Genomic DNA, 17,613 nt, shown 5'->3' on the forward strand with positions numbered 1-17,613 from the left:
GTCCCGTCTCGAGGCGTCCGGGGGGGCGCTTCGCTACGGGCGCTCGAAGACGCGGTAGAGGTACGTCGTGTTCAGCGCCTGGAGGAACGCATAGGTCTCGGGATCGGCGGAGCCCGCGTGCCCGCCCTTCTCACCCTCGTAGAAGTAGAAGGGGATGTTCATCTCCTTCAGGCGCGCGGCCATCTTGCGCGCGTGCGCGGGGTGGACGCGATCGTCGGTGGTGGTCGTGGTGAACAGGATCGGCGGGTAGTCCACGCCGGCCTGGATGTTGTGGTACGGCGAGTAAGCCCGGATGATCTCGGCCATCTCGGGATCTTCGGGGTTGCCGTATTCGCCCATCCAGCTCGCCCCTGCGCCGATCTCGTGATAGCGCATCATGTCGAGCAGCGGGACCTGGCACGAGACGGCGCCGAAGAGATCGGGCCGCTGCATCGAGACGGCGCCGACGAGGAGGCCGCCGTTGCTCCCGCCCTGGATCGCCAGGTGCTCGGGGGAGGTGATGCCCTTCGCGATCAGGTCCTCGGCGATGGCGATGAAGTCGTCGTACGAGCGCTGCTTGTTCTCGAGGATCGCGGCCTTGTGCCACGCCGGGCCGAACTCCCCGCCGCCGCGGATGTTGGCGAGCACGTAGACGCCGCCCTTCTCGAGCCAGTGCTTGCCCGTGAGCCCCAGGTAGGAGGGCGACCGCGCGTCCTCGAACCCGCCATAGCCGTAGAGGAGCGTGGGATTCTTGCCGTCGGCCGCCGCCGCCGTGGGCTTGACGAGGAAATAGGGGACCTCGGTGCCGTCCTTGCTCGTCGCGGTCTCCTGCGAGACCTCGAACGGCGACGCGTCGAACAGCGGGGGATACGCGCTGAGCTCCGTCACGGCGTACGCGTCGCCTTCGGGCCGCACCTGGTACACCGTGGTCGGCTGAAGGAAGCTCCGGAACGTGACATAGGCGTCGTCCATGCGTGGATCCGCGGTGACCTGGGCGGTCCCGAGCGGCGGGATCGGGATCGGCGTCGAGGTCCACGCGTCGTCCGCGTACGTGAGCGAGAGGAGCTCGGAGGCGACGTCGCGGAGCTGGGTGACGAGGATGCCCTCCCTGGACTTCGCGAGCCCGACGAAGGCGCTCCGCTCGTCGGGCGCGTACACGAGCTCCGCGGTCGCCTGGGCGTCGCCCGGCGAGACGGCGGCCAGCGCGCCGGCCTTCAGCGTCGTGCCGGAGACGGTCCAGTCCGACGCGAGCCGGACCAGCAGCTTGCCCTGGAAGAGATCCTGGACCGTGGCGTCCCGGGGCACCTCGATCTTCACCGGCACATCGTCGTCCCCGAGCACGTAGTTGTCGGCGTGAAAGAAGTCGATGTGATTCGTGATGATCCGGAGGCTCGACCCGTCGACGTCGTGCAGGGTCACGCCGGTGGCGTACACGGTCTCCTTCCCCGCCTCGAAGACGAGCTTCGCCTCGGAGAGCGGGGTGCCCCGGCGCCAGACCTTCACCTGCCGTGGGTAGCCCGAGGTCGTGAGCGACTCCTCGTCGGTGCCGTGCGCGATGAGGAGGGTGTCCCCGTCGCTCCACGCGACCTCCGACTTCGCCTCGGGGAGGGTGAACCCGTCCGCGACGAACGTCTTCGTCGCCTTGTCGAACTCGCGGATCACGGTGGCGTCCTTGCCGCCCCGCGAGAGCGAGATCAGGCACATGTCGGTGTCATCGTGATAGCAATCCGATCCCGCGTAGACCCAGTCCTCGTCCTCCTCGGCCGCGACCCGGTCGACGTCGAGCAGGACGTCCCACGCGGGATCGCCGGCCAGGCACGCCTCCGCCGGCGTCCGGCGCCACACCCCGCGCGGGTTCGTCGCGTCCTGCTTGAACTGGTAGACGAAGCCGTCCGGCTGGGGAATGCAGCGGAGCGGCGGCTCCTTCGTCCTCTCGCGGTAGTGATCTTCGTAGAGCGACGTGAACGGCTCTCCCACGGTGAGCGCGTCGAGCGTCGCCTGGTTCGCCTGCCTCACCCACTCGAGCGCCTCCTCCGAGGTCGCCTCCTCCAGCCACGCATAAGGATCTTCGCCGCCCACGCCCGTGGAGCCGCCGCCTCCGCCGGTCCCGCTGTTTCCGCCGGTCCCGCCGTCTCCGCCGCTGCCATCTCCGCCGGTCCCTGTGGCCGCCGAGCCCGATGCCTGCGCGCCGTCGTCGCCGCACGCGGCGAGCGCGCCGCTCGCGATGGCCGACACGATGACCCAGGCAGCGATACCCGCCCTCGGTGTCCGTAGATACATAGATGGATGATCTCCCTATCAAGAGGGTGTGTGTCTTCCCGCGCTGCGAACCTACCACGCCGGCGACAGCGATCTCCCGACATCGTGTGGAGTCGAGGAGGCCAGTGGCTCCGGCGTGGAAACGCGGCCTGACCCGGACGACATGGTCAATCGATACATCCCGTGATCGGCCCGTCAGACGGGCGAGGAGCAAGATCTCTGGAGAACACCCCGTCTCATGGCCTCTCTGTCAGTCTCCATGCTGAGAGTGGGCACCCGGGCAGGGGATCTCTTGGTCCGCGCCCGTGAGGGCGCGAGCGATGCCCGCCGCGGCCGCGGGCGTCGCCATGGCCGGAATGGGCGATCCGGCGAGGAATTCTGGAGGTTTCCTCGAAAAAGCCACAACTCGTACGCTGCCCGGCCACGGCGCCGTACCATGCTGCCTCCCATGACCGGCCTCTCTTCCACCGGCGCCGCGCTCCGCCCTCGGTCTGCACGCCGCCTTCGCCGGCTCGGGGACGTCGCGCTTTCCGTGCTGGTCGCCGCGGCCGTCTGGCTTTCCTGCCTCCACCTCTTCTTCCGGCGCGAGCCCGTCGAGCACCGCCCCTCGGGCGCGCTCTTGCCGCGCGGCCGGGCGCTGCTCGCGCATCAGCTCTCCCTGTGGGAGGACACGGCCGCGAGGGACGCGACGCTCGCGCGGATGCGGGCCACGAACGCGGAGTGGGACTTCATGGGCCGGACCTTCCTCGTCCTCGGGCTCGCCAACGCCGCGCTGCGCGATCCGGGGGCCGAGGCGCGGCACCTCGCGGTGATGGACCGGATCATCGACGAGACCCTCGCGCTGGAGCGCGAGCGCGGGATGCTGCACTTCCTGATGCCCTACGCCACCGGGAGGCCGTTCGTGCAGCAGCCCGCCCGCAGCCTCTTGCGCTACGCCGCGAGCAACCAGGTCGGCGACGCGGCGCTGCTGCACGCGCTGAGCTTCGGCCCGCTCTGGCAGCGGATCGCCGCGGCGGGAGGTGCCCCGTGATCCGCCTGCTCGCCCTCGGCGCCGCGCTGCTCGCGTCGGCCTTCATCGCGTGTCACCTGCTCGGCCTGCGCGAGCACGTCTCCGTGCTGAGCGGCACGGCCCCGCCCGGCAGCGGGGGCGACCCCTCGCTCGGCGTCGCGTATGCGATCGCGTGGTTCAGCGCCGTGGTCGTCGCGCCGATCCTCGCGCTCGCGGCGGGCGTGCTCGCGGCGAGCGACCGGCTCCGCTCGAGGCGACCCGCGCAGCCTCCGCCCGCGGATCCGGCGTCGTGACGCGCTGGACAGCGATCTCGTTGATCGAGCGAGAAATGAACCGCCAAGGACGCCAAGAACGCCAAGAAGAGAACGAGATCTTGGCGTCTTTGGTGTCTTGGCGGTTCGTCTTTCTGCTCTTTCGAGCGGTTTCAACCCGGTTGTCGTTGTAGAGCGCGCGGACTGCCTCGCCAGCAGCACAGCGCCAGCAGGTTGCTGCCAGTGCAACACGCGCGCCGCCTGGCGCGCCGAGCGCGCGGGGAAAATCGGGCTGGAACGGAACGTGCTCAGAACGTGCTCAGAACGTGCTCAGGCGGGCCGCGACGTGCTGTGGAGCGCGCTGCGGGCGCCGCGCGCGAGAGGCGCAGAGCTCGTGGCTGCGCGCCGGATGGAAGGGAGACGCTCTTGGATCTCGAGCTCACTGGAAAGCGTGCGATCGTCACCGGCGGCAGCCGCGGCATCGGCAAGGCCATCGCGCGGGAGCTGGCGCGCGAGGGCGCCGACGTCGTGATCGCCGCGCGCGGCAAGGACAAGCTCGACGCGACCGCCGCCGAGCTCTCGGCCGAGACCGGCCGCCGCGTCGTCCCGCTGGTCGTCGACACGGGCAACGAGACGTCGGTCAACGCGCTCGTCGAGCGCGCCGTCGCCGCGCTCGGGGGCGTGGACATCCTTGTCAACAACGCCGCCTTGCCGGGCGGGATCTCGCCGGCCACCCGCCTCGATCAGATCGTCGACGAGCAGGTGATCGAGGACATCAACATCAAGGTCGTCGGCTACCTGCGGACGGCGCGCGCCGTCGCGCCGCACCTCATCGCGAACGGCTGGGGCCGCATCATCAACATCGGCGGGCTGGCCGTGCGGAAGACCGGCCGCCCGGTCGCCACCCTGCGCAACGTCGGCGTGGCGGCCATCACGAAGAACCTCGCCGACGAGCTGGGCCCGAAGGGGATCAACGTCACGGTCGTGCACCCCGGCGCGACGCGCACCGAGCGCGTCCGCCCCGAGCCCGAGACGGACCTCGCCGCCTCGGTGAGCATCGGCCGCATCGTCGACGCCCGCGAGGTCGCGTGGGTCGTCGCGTTCCTCGCGTCGCCGAGGAGCGTCGCCATCAACGGCGATTCCGTCGTCGCCGGCGGTGGCAGCGTCGGGCCGATCTACTATTGATCCTACGCAATGCGCACGGAACGCAGGGGAAGAACATGACCATCCCGACCACCCGACTCGGCCGTACCGGCCTCAACGTTTCCCGCCTGTGCCTCGGCACGATGACGTTCGGCTTCCAGACGGACGAGGAGACCTCCCGCGTCATCCTCGACAAGGCCGCCGACGCCGGCGTCAACTTCCTCGACACGGCCGACGTCTACCCGCTGGGCGGCGGCCTGCAGACGGTCGGCCGTACCGAGGAGATCGTCGGCCGCTGGCTCAAGGGCAAGCGCGACAGGTTCATCGTGGCCACGAAGTGCGTCGGCCGCGTCGGCCCGAACGCCTGGGACCAGGGCGCCTCGCGCAAGCACATCCTGGACGCGATCGACGCCTCGCTGCGCCGGCTCGGCACCGATTACGTGGACCTGTATCAGCTCCACGCCGATGATCGCGAAACGCCGATCGACGAGACGCTGGAGGCGCTCGACAGCGTGGTTCGGTCGGGCAAGGCGCGGTACATCGGCGTGTCCAACTACCTGGCGTATCGCCTGGCGCGCGCGCTCGGCCGCGCGGACGTGCGCGGCCTCGCGCGGTTCGTCTCCGTGCAGCCGCGGTATGCGCTGCTGTTCCGCGAGATCGAGCGCGAGCTGCTCCCGCTCGCGCAGGAGGAGGGCCTCGGCGTGATCCCGTACAACCCGCTCGCCGGCGGCCTCCTCACCGGGAAGCACCGCCGCGGCGAGCCCACGCCGGGCACGCGCTTCACGCTCGGCGCGGCGGCGGCGAACTACCAGCAGCGCTACTGGCACGAGCGCGAGTTCGCGACCGTCGAGAAGCTGCAAGGCATCGTCGCCGGAGCGGGCCTGTCGCTCACGACCGTCGCCGTCGCGTGGGTGCTCGCCCATCCGGCGATCACGTCGGCGATCATCGGGGCGAGCCGGCCCGATCAGCTCGACGCCACGCTCGCGGCGGGGGATCTCGCGCTCGATCCGCAGCTCAAGGCCCGCCTCGACGAGGCGACCGCCGAGTACCGCCGCGGCGACGCGACGCGCTGAGGGCGCGGCGGCGCGAGGCGCCAGAGCAGCAAACGGGTTGAACCCGCCCGAAACGAGCAGAATTTCGAACCGCCAAGGCGCCAAGGATGCCAAGAAGGAGACGACATCTTGGCGCCTTGGCGGTTCATTTCTCGCTCGAGGCGGCGCGCCGCGGATCACATCGCCACGAACACCTTCATCTGCGACGGTGCGACGTGGGCGCCGGCGGGCATGTTCGCGTTCGAGCCGTTGTGGGCCGACATCGCCGTGTGATAGACGACCTTCTTCCCCTTGGCGTAGACCTTCGAGCTCGCGCGCTTGAAGGTGACCTGCCCGCGGTTCACGTTCGAGACCATCCCGCCGAGCGTGCCGGCCTCATCGCCCTTGCTGCTCGGCATCTTCGACGCCTCGGTCACCGTCTCCTTCTTCTGGACGAGCACCTTGGAGACGGTCGACTCGCAGCCGTTCAGCGTCCCGATGTTCGGGAACGGCGTCGGCACGGGGGGCGCCGGCGGCGCCGGGACCTTGCACACGTCCGGCATGGCGAAGCACATGCCGCCGGCCTTCGTCGCTGCGGGCATCTTCATGTCGGGATCCCTCCATTCTCACGCTGGCTCATCCGAGCAGCACGCGCTCGCCGTCGATCGATGTCTCCTTCTTCGAGACCAGCGATGTCCGCTCGCTGACGAGCTGATACGCCTCGCGGATGAGCGAGCGCGCGCGCCTCGCCCGGGTCTGGAACAGCCCGTCGACCTCGCGGTAGGCGTCCTTGGCCCGCTCGATGAGCCGCTCGGCCTGGATCTCCATCCGACCGGCCGTGGCGGCGATCTGCGCGGCGGTCGTCGCGATCCGCTCGGCGAGCACGGTCGCCTCCGTCGCGTGGAGCGACGCCCGCTCCGAGGTGACGTCGACCGCGGCCGCGGTCACGCGCACGGCCGTCCGCTCGACGACGAGCCCCGGTTCGACGGCCTCGCCATGATGGACGGCCTCGCCGCCGCTGCCGGCCTCGCCGCCGTTGCCGGTCTCGCCGCCGAAGCCGGCCTCGCTCGCCACGCGCCGGCCCGCCCGGTGCCGGACGTCGCGCCGCGCGCGGAGCTCGACGTCCGTGGCCGCCTCCACGACGACCTTCCCCCGCGGCGCCGCGAGCGTCAGGTCCCCCGCGGGGGCGGCGACGCGCGCCGCGCCCGTCGCGGCGTCGTACGTGACGGCGACGGCCCCGGAGGCGTCCCGGATGGCGATCGTGCTCCCCTCGGCCGACGCCGTGGCCCCCTCGGCCGTCCGGACCACGGGCGCTGCGGCGGCGAGGAGGACGCCGACGATGTAAAAATCCGACGTGGTTGCGTGTCTTGCGATGAGCACCCGGTCGCCGGGGGTGCCCTGGTAGCCGGGGACGGCGAGCCGCGCGCGCGCCGTGGCGCCCTCGCCGCCCGGGGCGCCGGGCCGGACGAGGCGCACGACGGCGCGCGCCGCGTCGTCGATGTCGACGAGGGTGGCCTCGAGCACGCCTCCCGGGGAGGGCTCGTGTTCCAGGGCGACAGCGTCGTTTGCGATCATCGGGTCTCCGTCCGGAAGTCTTCCGCGCGGGCGCGGTCAGGGTCGGTGTCTTTCGTGTTGCGCGTGCGCGCCCCGAGCAGCTCGGCGTCATCGAGCCTGGCCCGGTGGAGGTCGGCGCCCTCGAGGTTGGCGTTCATGAGGTGCGCGCGCTCGAGGCGCGCGTGCGAGAGATCGGCCAGCGAGAGATCGGCATTCGCCATCACCGCGTCGCGCAGGTCCGCGCCCGGGAGCCTCGCCGCGCCGAGGTTCGTCTCGCGCAGGTGGGCGCGGCGCAGCAGGGCACCGTCGAGCGCGGCGTCGGAGAGGTCGGCGCGGGAGAGATCGGCGCCGTCGAGGATCGCTCTCTTGACGTTCGCGGCGGGGGCGCGCAGGCCCGCGAGCTTGGCGCCCTTCAGATCGGCGCCTTCCAGGTTGACCTGAGAGGCCTCCACCGAGGTGAGGTTGGCGCCGCGGAGGTTCGCGCCCGACAGCGTGGCGTTCGTCAGGACGCAGCCGCGGAGATCGACGCCCTCGCCGTTCGCGTCGCAGAGGAGCGATTGCTCGATGACGGCGCCGGCGAGCTGCATGGTGCGGAGATCGGCGCCGGAGAGGTCGGCCGCGAAGAGGCGAGTCCGGCGGAGGTCGGCTCCCGTGATGGAGGCGGTGGACAGGGAAGCTTCGGAGAGGTCGGCGCCCGAGAGATCGGCCTCGGTGAGGTCGACGTCGGCGAGCTGCGTGCCGCGGAACGTGGCGCCGCCGAGCTTCGCGCCGGCGAGGCAGGCGCCGGAGAGGTCGGCGTCCGAGAGGTCGGCGCCGGCGAGGTCGGCGTCGCGGAGGTCGGCCTCGGCGAGATCGGCGCCGGAGAGGCTCACGCCGGCCCACGAGAGGCCGCGGAGGGCCGCCTTGCCGAGGGACACGCCCGCGAGGTCGAGGCCGCGCAGGTCGACGCCCGCGAGGCGGACGCCCTCCAGGGAGCAGCCCTCGAGCTTCGCGCCGGTGAGAGAGGCCTCGTCGAGGGTGGCGCCGGCGAGGTCGGCGTTGCGGAGATCGGCGCCGTCGAGGGAGGCGCCGGTGAGGTCGACCCCGGCGAGCGACGCGCCGCGGGCCCGCCAGCGCTGGAGCTGGGCGCCGCGGAGCGAGGAGCCGTCGAGGACGAGCCCGTCGCAGCTCGCGCCGGAGAGGTCGGCCCGGGCGAGGTCGCACGCGACGAGGCGCGCGCCCTCGAGGGCGGTGCGGCGGAGATCGAGCGCGGCGAGCCGGGAGGACTCGAGGGCGGCGCCGGCGAGGGACGCCGGGGGGCCGGAGGCGGAGAGGTCGAGTCCGGCGGCGCTGGCGCGCAGGAGATCGGCGCCGCCGAGGAGGAGGCCAGTCGTCGTGGCGGCGCGGAGATCGACGTCGCGGAGCGAGGCGCCGGTGAGGTCGGCGGAGGAGAGATCGGCGGAGGAGAGGTCGGCGCGGTCGAGGCGGGCGCCCCGGGCGTCGCAGCCCTGGAGGCGCGCGCCGGAGAGCACGGCGTCGAGGAGCTCGGCCTTGTGGAGGCGGGCGGCGCGGAGATCGGCCCGCTCGAGGAGCGCGCCGGAGAGCTTGGCGCCGGTGAGGTCGACCTGGTGGAGAGAGGCGCTGGAGAGGACGGCGTCGCGCAGATCGGCGCCTGCGAGGCGGCAGGCCTCGCCGGGAGGGCCGCCGAGGAGGGCGCCTGTGAGGTCGGCGTCGGTGAGGTCGGCGCCCTCGAGGTTCACGTTGCGGAAGATGACGCCGGAGAGGGAGGCGCCGGCGAGGTTGGCGCCGTGGAGATCGACGTCCTGCCAGAGGGCGTTGGAGAGATCGGCGCCGCGGAGATCGATGCCGGGGGCGACGGCGCCCGAGATGTGGCTGCCGGCGAGCTCGCCGCGCTGGCTCTTCTGCAAGAGCTCGGCTGCGGTCGGGGGTGATCCGGGGTTGCGCTCCGCGGGCATGGTTCGGGCGAGGCTAGGCCATCGCGCGGCGGGTGTCACTGCGGTAGCGTGCGCGGCGGCACGGGTTCGTCGGGGGGCGGGAGATGCCGCGGTGATGGCGCGGGAGCGGGGGAGGTGAGGAGAGCGATGATCAGCGTTGCGGTGAGGGTCGAGACGGAGTGCGGCACATGCCGGATGCCGATGCCTGTCAACACGCTGGCGCGCGAGGTGGGGTGCCAGAGCTGTGGGAGGCCGACGGCGATTGAAGGGGATCTCTGGCAAGCGCTGTTCCGCGATCCGATTTACGAGGGGCCGAAGATGCTCCAGAACGAGGGGCGGCGACGCCTGGCCGGCAAGATTTCGGTCGCCTTCACGCGGCGTGGTCCGTGCTGCCAAGGATGCGAGAAGGAGATCCCCGTCGCGCGCATCGTCGAGGTGAGAGATCAGGCGGCGCTCCGCTGTGATCAATGTGCCAGGCAGACGTGGGTGCGAACCGTGCCCTCGGAGTTCGCGGCAGCCCTTCCGAACATCACGCATCTCGTGGGCGAAGATCCGGACCCGCTGGCCATGGCGCAGGCCGATGCTGCCGACGCGGCGACGTTTCCATGCCCGCAGTGCGGCTCACCGATCGCGTTCGACGGCGTGAACCGAGCGTACTCGTGCCGCTTCTGTACTGCCAACGTGCACGTGCCCGACGAGTTTGTCTATCGAGGGCGGAGGAGGCTGGCGGCGGACTGGTTTCTCTGCTTCGATACCTCGGTCACGGACAGCGCACCAGCTGCGCGAGCCGTCGCCGCTGGACTGTTCGACTGGGAAGAGCCACCTGTGGCAGCGGTCGACGCAGAGGGGAACCTTTATTGCGCAGCCAGGCAGGTGCGCTGGTACTACGACGATGGTAAGAACGTGGTCAAAAGCGACGACAATCTCCTTTGGTCTGTTGATTCATCGCTGAGTATCCGCTGGCTTGTACGAGATCGCGTGGATGCTGTGCGATTCATGTGCTGCGTAGGGGGCAGGATCCTATTGATCGGCGCTGCAAGCCCATCGCCGAGCTGGCTTTCTTCCAGGACGGGGACACCCGCTGGCATCCCAGGAGCAACAGCACCGGTCAAGGACCTAGACTTGCCTAACCACGGTCCCCTGGCCTGCGACCGCGATGGATCCTTGCTGATCCAGAAAGACAGTACGCTCCGGCGAATTGCACCGAACGGTGTGGAGATCGCCGTGTGGCCGGACAGCCTTTCTCGCGGCTACCCCGCCGAAGCATCCATCTGGGACTGGGACGAACCGACCGATCGCCCGGTCACAATAAGTCGCTCGGTTGATGTGTTGTATTACGGTCCAGATGGCTCGCTTTACATGCTGAATGAACTATGGCCCGATGTGCTTGTCCGCTTCGACGCAGATGGGCGGATGATTTATCGCGTGGAACTCCCGGAACAGGCTCCGGACGGAGAGCACAACGTACTCGGCGCCGACCTCCGCGGCAACGCCTACGTCCTCCGTGCCAGCCGGCTCATGCGGGTTGGTGCCTCGGGCGCGCAGAGCACTGTCCTGCAGACAGAGCGCGACTCGCTGCCCCGGTCAAAGACGAGCATCGCTGTCTGCCCCGATGGCTCATTTTGGCTCTTTGGAGAGGAGGGACTCGCCTGGAAGTTCGATGCAGGAGGCAGCCTGCTCTTTGCCAGCGAAAAGGAGCCCAGGCCGCGGAGGCCGACCCAGAGCGACCTTATCGATCGGAAGGCCAACGAAGTGGCGGAAGCGTTCGAGAAGCAAGCCGAGCAGGCTCGCGCAGTCGCGGCCGAGTACTATCGCATGGCAAACGAGCGGATCGCGACAAGCGTAGATGAGAAGCGTCGGCTAGATAGGATTGGCGCCGGGTTTGCGGTTCTCGTATTGGTAGCGCTGGTCCTGTTCATGATGTGGCTGTTCGGGTTCGATGCGCAGCCTTGAGTGACCCGTTATCGGCTGGAGCCTGTTGGCGTTCGCGAGGCGTGGTCGCGCCAAAGCTACGAGCAGACCTTCCACTAAAGATATTGACGGTGACGCTTCCGCTCGTCACGCGACGGGCGCGGTCATAGGCGCAGGGGAGGTACGGGCGGGCCGTGGACCTGGTGCTCGTCGCAGAACCGGGGGCTGGGTAGTCACGAAGGATCGCCCCTGTGCGAGACCAGGTCTCTGTGTTATCCAAGATCAATTCGCGCGCCGCCCAGGCGGACGCTACCACTTCCCTTCAGATCAATGGCAGATGCCTTGACCGTTACGCTGCTCTTGTTACACGTTATCTCAGACCCACATTTGAGGACGGCAGAGTTGCCGGTGAAAGTGCCATTGGACCCCGGTCCGCCGATCATCACTTTCTCCTTCCCAACGATCGTGTGCCAAGCCCCGACCTCAAGCGCCGCCCTGCTCCTGCCTTTGAAAGATACCTTCGATGCATTGCCATTGAGTTCGGGGCCGGCCTGAATGTTTACTGTTCCTCCTGACTTGATGTCAGTAGCTCCGACGGTCCTGATGTCGGTCTTCCCAGCGGCGAGGATGTCAAGGTCCTTTGTGTCGATGAAGGTCCGTGAGAGTGCCTCGAGTCCCACCGTGATCGCACGCATCGAGATGTCCTTGGCCGCAAGGATATTAACTAGTGGTGATGTGATGAGTGCCTTGACTCCGCTCGCCATCTCGACAGCGGCCGGAGATTTGAGGACGGCGGCAGCGACCCCTGTTACGACGGTGACACCCTCGGACGCAAGCGCAGCATTCGCAGCGCCGCTAACAAACGCGTTCACCTGCCCGATCACGGCTGACGTAGTGACGGCCGCGTTGATGCAACTGGGGGAAACGATGGGCATAACAGCGCTCGGAATGCGCCCTGGGCTCGCTGCTGCATTTGCAGCGGCGGCCATCAGACTAGCCACCGCAGTGGCCGACTTGTCTCCGGCGGATTTCATCAATTTTGATGCGGCACTAATGAGAAGAGGGCGGGCAGCTTTTTCGAATCCAACAAGGCTGGTGGCGCCCTCGACCGCAATGCCGATTCGCTTCAGCGCGATATTGGTCTCGTTGGCTTCGCTCTCCTTCTTCCTGGTCTCCGCTGCCTTTTTGGCTTCCTGGGCCGCTGAGCGTGCTTCGGCGACGCCCTGATACGGGGCCGCAACCCTTTCGTTCCACTCTTCTAGCGTCATCGGGCGCTCGAACCCGTCGGAACCCAGGATCATCGGAGGGGGTGACGGAAACGCGGGGCCGGACAGGATCGCCTCCTGCTCCAGTCTCTTTGCTGCCTCTTCCGCGATCACCGTCGCCTCATCCAACTTTGCCTGTTGCCAGGCGTCGTATTTTTTGGGGATGTCGAGCGCCGATTTGGCCGTTGCGAGATAGCTCTCCGCGACCTTCTCGACCTTGTCGAGCTTGCTCAGTATATTGGGAACTCCAGCGAAGTTGGTGATGTCTGTGGCTGCGAAGCACGACATCGTGCTCGCAACGGAGTTCATTACGCTGGTGGCCGTGTTGAATCCAGCGATGGCGATCGCACTGTAAGCCTCCTTGGTGGTCAGTGCAGCGCCTGATTCCGGCGTGTTCGGCGCTCCCAGCTGGAACGTCGCCCCGCCGTACGGGGTCGAGAGCTTGATCCGCTCCTCGCCCTCGTTGTCGTCGATGTTGATCTCGTTCCCGCCGCCGGTCCGTATGACGTTTCTCTTCGCGTTCTTCGCGTCGACGGTGCTCGGCGTCTGCGGGTTCGGCACCGCGCCGGCGATGATGGGCCGGTCTGGATCGCCGTCGATGAAGGTCAGGATGACCTCGACCCCGCTGCGGAGCGGGAAGTGGAACCCGTAGCCCGCGCCGGCGTGCGGCTGGGCCATGCGGATAAGCCGCGAGGCCTTGCCGTCGTCTGCGCTGCTGGTGTCGAACAGGAAGCGGACGCGGTAGCGGCCGCTCTCGTCGACCTCGGCGTACTGGCCCTTCTCGGCGGCGTCGATGACGCCGGTGATGACCCCGTGCACCTTGGGCTTCGGCGTCACGCGCGGCGGGCGGTAGGTGGTCGCGTAGGGGATCGCCCGGAACTCGTTCTCGTAGGCGCGCTCCTCACCGGTGCCCATGTTGAGCGTCGCCTGCTGAAGGCGGTGGCGCACCTCGACGAGCAGCAGCTCGATGTCGCCGCGCGGATGGCCCTCCAGGGTGAGCTTCGTCCCTGCGCCGAGGACCTGGACGTCGCTCGCGCCCTCGAATACCCTGCGGCCGGCGCGCAGCTCCTCGGCGCGGATGACGGCGATGCGCTCGCCCTCGTCCGGGGTCTTGAAGTGCGCGCCGTACTCGACGATGTCGCCGCCGGACGCCTCCGAGACCGTCGCCGCCGCCATCAGGGGCACGTGGGGCGTGCGGTAGTTGTAGTCCTTCACGACGTACCGGTTCGGGACCGTGCGCGTGGTGCCCTCCAGGCGGTAGACGCCGATGCGATCGCCGCGCGGGTAGAAGTGCGCACGCCCGTCGCCGGCGACTGGCTGAAAGCCGCTGTTGGCGTCGGAGAAGACAACGACATCGCGGCCGTCGCGGTGCTCGAAGAAGAACGAGATACCGAGGTGCTCGGCGAGGCGGGATACGAACTGAAGATCCGTCTCCTTGTACTGCACGACGTACTCGCGCGGCGGGTAGTTCGAGACCAGGCGGAGCTCGAAGTCATCGCCCTCGTGGAGGCCGGCCCGCTCGAGCTTCCGCTTGATGATCTCCGGGACGGAGAGGTCCATGAAGATCTCCGACGTCTCCGTGTGCGTCAGGCGAAACGCGCGCGGCACGAAGGTGAGCGTGTACGCCATGTGAAGCGTCTCTGTGTGGAGCGCGTCGCGCACGACGGAGATGACCCCGAAGAGCCGCCGCTCCTCGCGGTCGCCCCTCAGGAAGACGAGCGCGGCGGGCTCGGCGAGGAGCGCCTCCTCGTCGAGCCCCTCGGGGCTCTTGCACACCACGTGAAGCTGGAACTCGAACGGCTGCGAGATGACCTCGCGCCCTGTGAGGTCGTGGAGCTCGACCGCGTCGGCCGAGAAAGCACGTGATTCCAGGCGAGCAGAGAGGATGTCCTTCATGAGCGTCCCTCGGGTGAAGAACGCTACCATCGCCCGCCGGCGAGCCGTTGTTCAAGCGGTTCGTGCAGCGGAGCACCGCCGCGTCGTCGAGCGCGACGCCGCTCGCATCGTCGCGCTCGCCGACGCTCGCGTCGCCGCGCTCGACTCCGCCGCCTCTGGCAGCCGCCCCTCAGCCCTCCAGCAACACCTCGCGCGCCTGCCGGCGCGACAGCGTCCTGAGCTTGCTGAGGACGGCGTCGCGCAGGTCGGCGCCCGCGAGGCGGCAGGTCTCGCCGCAAGGGCGGCCGAAGAGCGGGCCCCTGAGGTCGGCGACCTCGAGGTTCACGTTGCGGAAGACGACACCGGAGAGGGGGCGCCGGCGAGGCTGGGGCCGCGCAGGTCGACGTCGCGCCAGAGGGCCCTGGAGAGAGCGGCGCCGCGGAGATCGATGCCGGCGACGACGGTGCCCCGTGAGGTGGCTGCCGGCGAGCTCGCCGCGCCCGCTCTTGTGCAAGAGCTCGGCTGCGGTCGGGGCCGATCCATGTTTGCGCTCCGCGGGCATGGTTCGGACGAGGCCAGGCCATCGCGCGGCGGGTGTCGCTGAGGTAGCGTTCGCGCCGGCATGGCCTCGCCGGGGTGTCGGGGGATGCCGCGGTGATGGCGCGGGAGCGGGGGAGGTGAGGAGAGCGATGATCAGCGTTGCAGTGAAGGTTGAGACCGCGTGTGGCACGTGCCGGATGCCGATGCCGGTCAACACGCTGTCTGGTCGGGTGAGCTGCCCGACGTGCGGTAGGCCGACGTCGATCGGCGCCGATGTCTGGCAGGCGCTGCTCCGTGATCCGCTCTACAACGGTCCGAGATTGCTGCCGAAGGAGGTGCGACGTAGCTCTGCCGGCAAGCTCTCCGTGGCGTACATACGGCGGGCGCCATCCTGCCAGGGCTGCGTGTTGCCGAGCCGGCTGGCTGATGGCACTGCGCCCCGCCTGAATGATGGCCATCTTGCCGCAGCTCGGTAGGTCTCCCCAGCCGCCGATGCCCATCGCGGGCGTGTCGCGCCGGCGCTGTACGGCGATGGGCATCGTGCCGGCCACGGTCCCTCGCGGCGAGGCGATGGCCATCCTGGATCAGACGCGCCTCGGCCCGCGAGGCCGACGAGCCTCGCGGGCTGTGCGCCGCCGTTCAGCCGAGAGACGAGGCGAGCGTGAGCGTCTCGGCGACGCGGGCCACCGCTTCGCGGTCGACCAGCTTGCGCTTGCGGCGCGCCGATTCCCGCATCGCCGCCGAGGCGAGGCGGTCGATCTCGCGCAGCGAGCCCGACGCGAGCTCATGCAGCGCGGCGAGCGACTCGCGCGAGAAGAGCTCGTGTTCCACACCGGCGCCCTTCAGTCGGAAGGCCACGTACTCCGCCGTGTCCTCCACCGTGGCCGGCTCGATCATGAAGCGGTGGTGGATGCGCGTGAGGAGCGAGCGATGGGAGCGCAGCGCCATGCGGCCCTCGAGCTCCGGGAGGCCAACAAGGACGATCGACAGAAGAGCACGGCTGTCCCACTCGTGATTCAAGAGGATATGCAAGTGCGCCATCATGTCCGGGTGCAGCAGATGGGCCTCGTCGAGCAGAAACACCGGGTGGATCTGATCTCTGCGCAACTCGTGGACATGCCGCTCGACGGCGAGGAACAGGTTCGCGGCGCTCGAGGTCGGCTGCAGGCCGAGCGCGTGGCAGAGATAGCGGTAGAAGTCGCGCCGGCCGAGCGTCGCATTGTGGCAGTAGGTCAGGCGGAATCCGGCCTGGGGTAGCCGATGCCGCAAGGCCCGTAGCACACACGTCTTGCCGACGCCCGGCTCACCGACGAGGAGCACACTGGCACGCTCGAGGAGCGCCGCTTCGAGATCGTCGACGAGCACCTGCTTGGACGTGGGCAACCACAGCTCGGCATCGTCGAGCTCCTTGGAGAAGGGGGCCGTGCGAAGGCCGAAGAAGCCGAGCTCAGAAGATCGCATCGAGGTCCTCCTCCCCATCGGCCTCGTCCGCGCCGGTCGCCAGGGCCGCGTCGCGCGCGCTCTTGACGAGCAGGGCGCCGCCCGGGTCGAAGGCAACAGGCTGCCCCGCGGCCGACGCGCCGCCGCTCGTGGCTCGGCGCGCTGGCCGCTTGACGTGCGCGTTGTGTACCGGGTCGACAGGGCGAAGCGGGATCCGCTGCCCCTCCAGCTCGACGACCGGGGCGAGAGGCTCGTCGAGCACGCAATAGGCGACCGTCACGACACGGCCGGCGAGGTAGCCGTGATCAAGCTCGAAGAGCTGTCCTCGGAGGGCGACGGTCGTGTCGCGGCGCACGCGCCGACGCTGCCGGAGCGTGAGCGCCTCGCGCAGGCGAGCCTCGGAGAGGGCGTCGATCTCGCGCTGCCCGGGCGCGTACACAAGCCCCGGCGCGCGCCCCATCAGCCCGGCGTGCGGCGACGGGTGGTAGTGGACGTCGAGGAAGGCCTGGATGCGAGAGGAGATGTCCTGCAGCGACGTGACCGAGCCCAGGTGGTCGAGCACGTTCTCTCGAAGCGTCCGCCAGAATCGCTCCATCTTACCACGCGCCTGCGGGTCGTAGGGGCGCGCGTGAAGCAGGGTGATCCCGAGGCGCGAGCAGAAGAGGCGCAAGGCGTCGCCACGGTAGGTTGCACCGTTGTCGAGGTAGAGCGCATCGGGGACTCCGTAGAGCCGGAGGGCACGGACGAGCAGCCGCAGCAGGGTGTCTTCCTTCTCGTCGCTCTCGACCGAGAGGATGACGATGAAGCGCGAGGCATCGTCGAGCAGGGCGTGGATCCGCACCGTGACCCTTCGGCCGTCGAGATGAAGTGTCGGGCCGTGACACACGTCACCATGCCAGAGCGCATCAGGGCGCTCGGCTTGCCACTTGAGCCGAGTCGTCGGCCCTTTCCCGTCGCGCTGCGGGATCTTGTCGAGCCCCTCTTGACGGAAGAGGCGACGCACGGTCGACGCGCTGACCGTGGCGCTCAGGCGTCCGTCTGCGCGGAGCGTGCGCAGGATGAGTGGCACCGAAGCGTCCGGGTGCTCCCGGCGGATGTCGCACAGCAGCCTTCTCAGCACCGGGTCGAGCTCGCGGCCGCGCCCGCGGTCGCGACGGGCGCGAGGGCAGAGCCCTTCGAGCCCGCGCTGGCGGTAGGCATAGAGCCAGCGCTCGAGTGTCGGCACCGCGAAGGTGCGTGTACACGAGCTCCCGGGCGGTCGCACGCGCTCCTTCGAGAGGGCGCGTAGCGCTTCGACGAGGTCGCCATGCTCGAGATCGCGAGCGCAGAGCTGCCCGATCATGCCGTGGCGGAAGATGGCGATCTCCTCCGCGTGGTCTCTGGGTTTGAGGATGTCCACGAGCGGTCCTTTCCACGGGTCCG

The 17,613-nt window shown here is 69.3% G+C and carries 13 protein-coding genes; 5 read left to right on the forward strand and 8 right to left on the reverse strand.

The features are described 5' to 3' along the window. Positions 1–33: 33 nt before the first annotated feature. Entirely contained in the window at positions 34–2,214 is a 2,181-nt protein-coding gene (locus WMF24_RS13250; protein WP_437736749.1) for a prolyl oligopeptidase family serine peptidase, read from the reverse strand. A gap of 472 nt (positions 2,215–2,686) precedes the next feature. On the opposite strand from WMF24_RS13250, the gene WMF24_RS13255 reads away from it, so the two are divergent. The 4 genes from WMF24_RS13255 (at position 2,687) to WMF24_RS13270 (ending at position 5,714) form a co-directional block, all read left to right on the forward strand. Next, positions 2,687–3,268: a hypothetical protein gene (locus tag WMF24_RS13255; protein WP_437736750.1), complete on the forward strand. Its 582-nt coding sequence runs from the start codon at positions 2,687–2,689 to the stop codon at positions 3,266–3,268. Next, positions 3,265–3,540, forward strand: a complete 276-nt coding sequence (locus WMF24_RS13260) for a hypothetical protein (RefSeq protein ID WP_437736751.1) — start codon at positions 3,265–3,267, stop codon at positions 3,538–3,540. The genes WMF24_RS13255 and WMF24_RS13260 overlap by 4 nt, the downstream gene beginning before the upstream one ends. A 384-nt stretch (positions 3,541–3,924) precedes the next feature. Continuing rightward, the gene (locus WMF24_RS13265) at positions 3,925–4,683 is read left to right on the forward strand and encodes an SDR family NAD(P)-dependent oxidoreductase (RefSeq protein WP_437736752.1); all 759 of its coding nucleotides are present in this window, start codon (positions 3,925–3,927) and stop codon (positions 4,681–4,683) included. 35 nt (positions 4,684–4,718) lie between these two features. After that, complete coding sequence (locus WMF24_RS13270; RefSeq protein ID WP_437736753.1) at positions 4,719–5,714, forward strand: aldo/keto reductase; 996 nt, start codon at positions 4,719–4,721, stop codon at positions 5,712–5,714. Between the two features lie 155 nt (positions 5,715–5,869). Here WMF24_RS13270 and WMF24_RS13275 read toward each other — a convergent pair whose 3' ends face one another. Genes WMF24_RS13275 through WMF24_RS13285 form a run of 3 tightly spaced genes read right to left on the reverse strand, consistent with a single transcriptional unit; the run spans position 5,870 to position 9,181 of the window. Then, complete coding sequence (locus tag WMF24_RS13275) at positions 5,870–6,280, reverse strand: PAAR-like domain-containing protein (protein WP_437736754.1); 411 nt, start codon at positions 6,278–6,280, stop codon at positions 5,870–5,872. 28 nt (positions 6,281–6,308) lie between these two features. Further along, positions 6,309–7,247, reverse strand: a complete 939-nt coding sequence (locus WMF24_RS13280; RefSeq protein ID WP_437736755.1) for a DUF3540 domain-containing protein — start codon at positions 7,245–7,247, stop codon at positions 6,309–6,311. Further along, positions 7,244–9,181: a pentapeptide repeat-containing protein gene (locus WMF24_RS13285; protein ID WP_437736756.1), complete on the reverse strand. Its 1,938-nt coding sequence runs from the start codon at positions 9,179–9,181 to the stop codon at positions 7,244–7,246. The genes WMF24_RS13280 and WMF24_RS13285 overlap by 4 nt, the downstream gene beginning before the upstream one ends. A gap of 126 nt (positions 9,182–9,307) precedes the next feature. On the opposite strand from WMF24_RS13285, the gene WMF24_RS13290 reads away from it, so the two are divergent. Continuing rightward, on the forward strand, positions 9,308–11,113 hold the full coding sequence (locus WMF24_RS13290) for a hypothetical protein (protein ID WP_437736757.1): 1,806 nt from the start codon (positions 9,308–9,310) through the stop codon (positions 11,111–11,113). Positions 11,114–11,343: 230 nt separating this feature from the next. On the opposite strand, the gene WMF24_RS13295 is transcribed toward WMF24_RS13290, so the two are convergent. The 4 genes from WMF24_RS13295 to WMF24_RS13310 form a co-directional block, all read right to left on the reverse strand. Beyond that, complete coding sequence (locus tag WMF24_RS13295; RefSeq protein ID WP_437736758.1) at positions 11,344–14,232, reverse strand: type VI secretion system Vgr family protein; 2,889 nt, start codon at positions 14,230–14,232, stop codon at positions 11,344–11,346. Between the two features lie 169 nt (positions 14,233–14,401). Further along, entirely contained in the window at positions 14,402–14,557 is a 156-nt protein-coding gene (locus WMF24_RS13300) for a hypothetical protein (RefSeq protein ID WP_437736759.1), read from the reverse strand. 833 nt (positions 14,558–15,390) lie between these two features. Further along, positions 15,391–16,212, reverse strand: coding sequence for an ExeA family protein (locus WMF24_RS13305; protein ID WP_437731295.1), 822 nt, complete (start codon positions 16,210–16,212; stop codon positions 15,391–15,393). Beyond that, positions 16,199–17,590: a DDE-type integrase/transposase/recombinase gene (locus WMF24_RS13310; protein ID WP_437736760.1), complete on the reverse strand. Its 1,392-nt coding sequence runs from the start codon at positions 17,588–17,590 to the stop codon at positions 16,199–16,201. The genes WMF24_RS13305 and WMF24_RS13310 overlap by 14 nt, the downstream gene beginning before the upstream one ends. Between the last annotated feature and the right edge of the window lie 23 nt (positions 17,591–17,613).

It is taken from the genome of Sorangium sp. So ce1335 (assembly GCF_051521615.1).
Classification (GTDB): Bacteria; Myxococcota_A; Polyangia; order Polyangiales; family Polyangiaceae; genus Sorangium.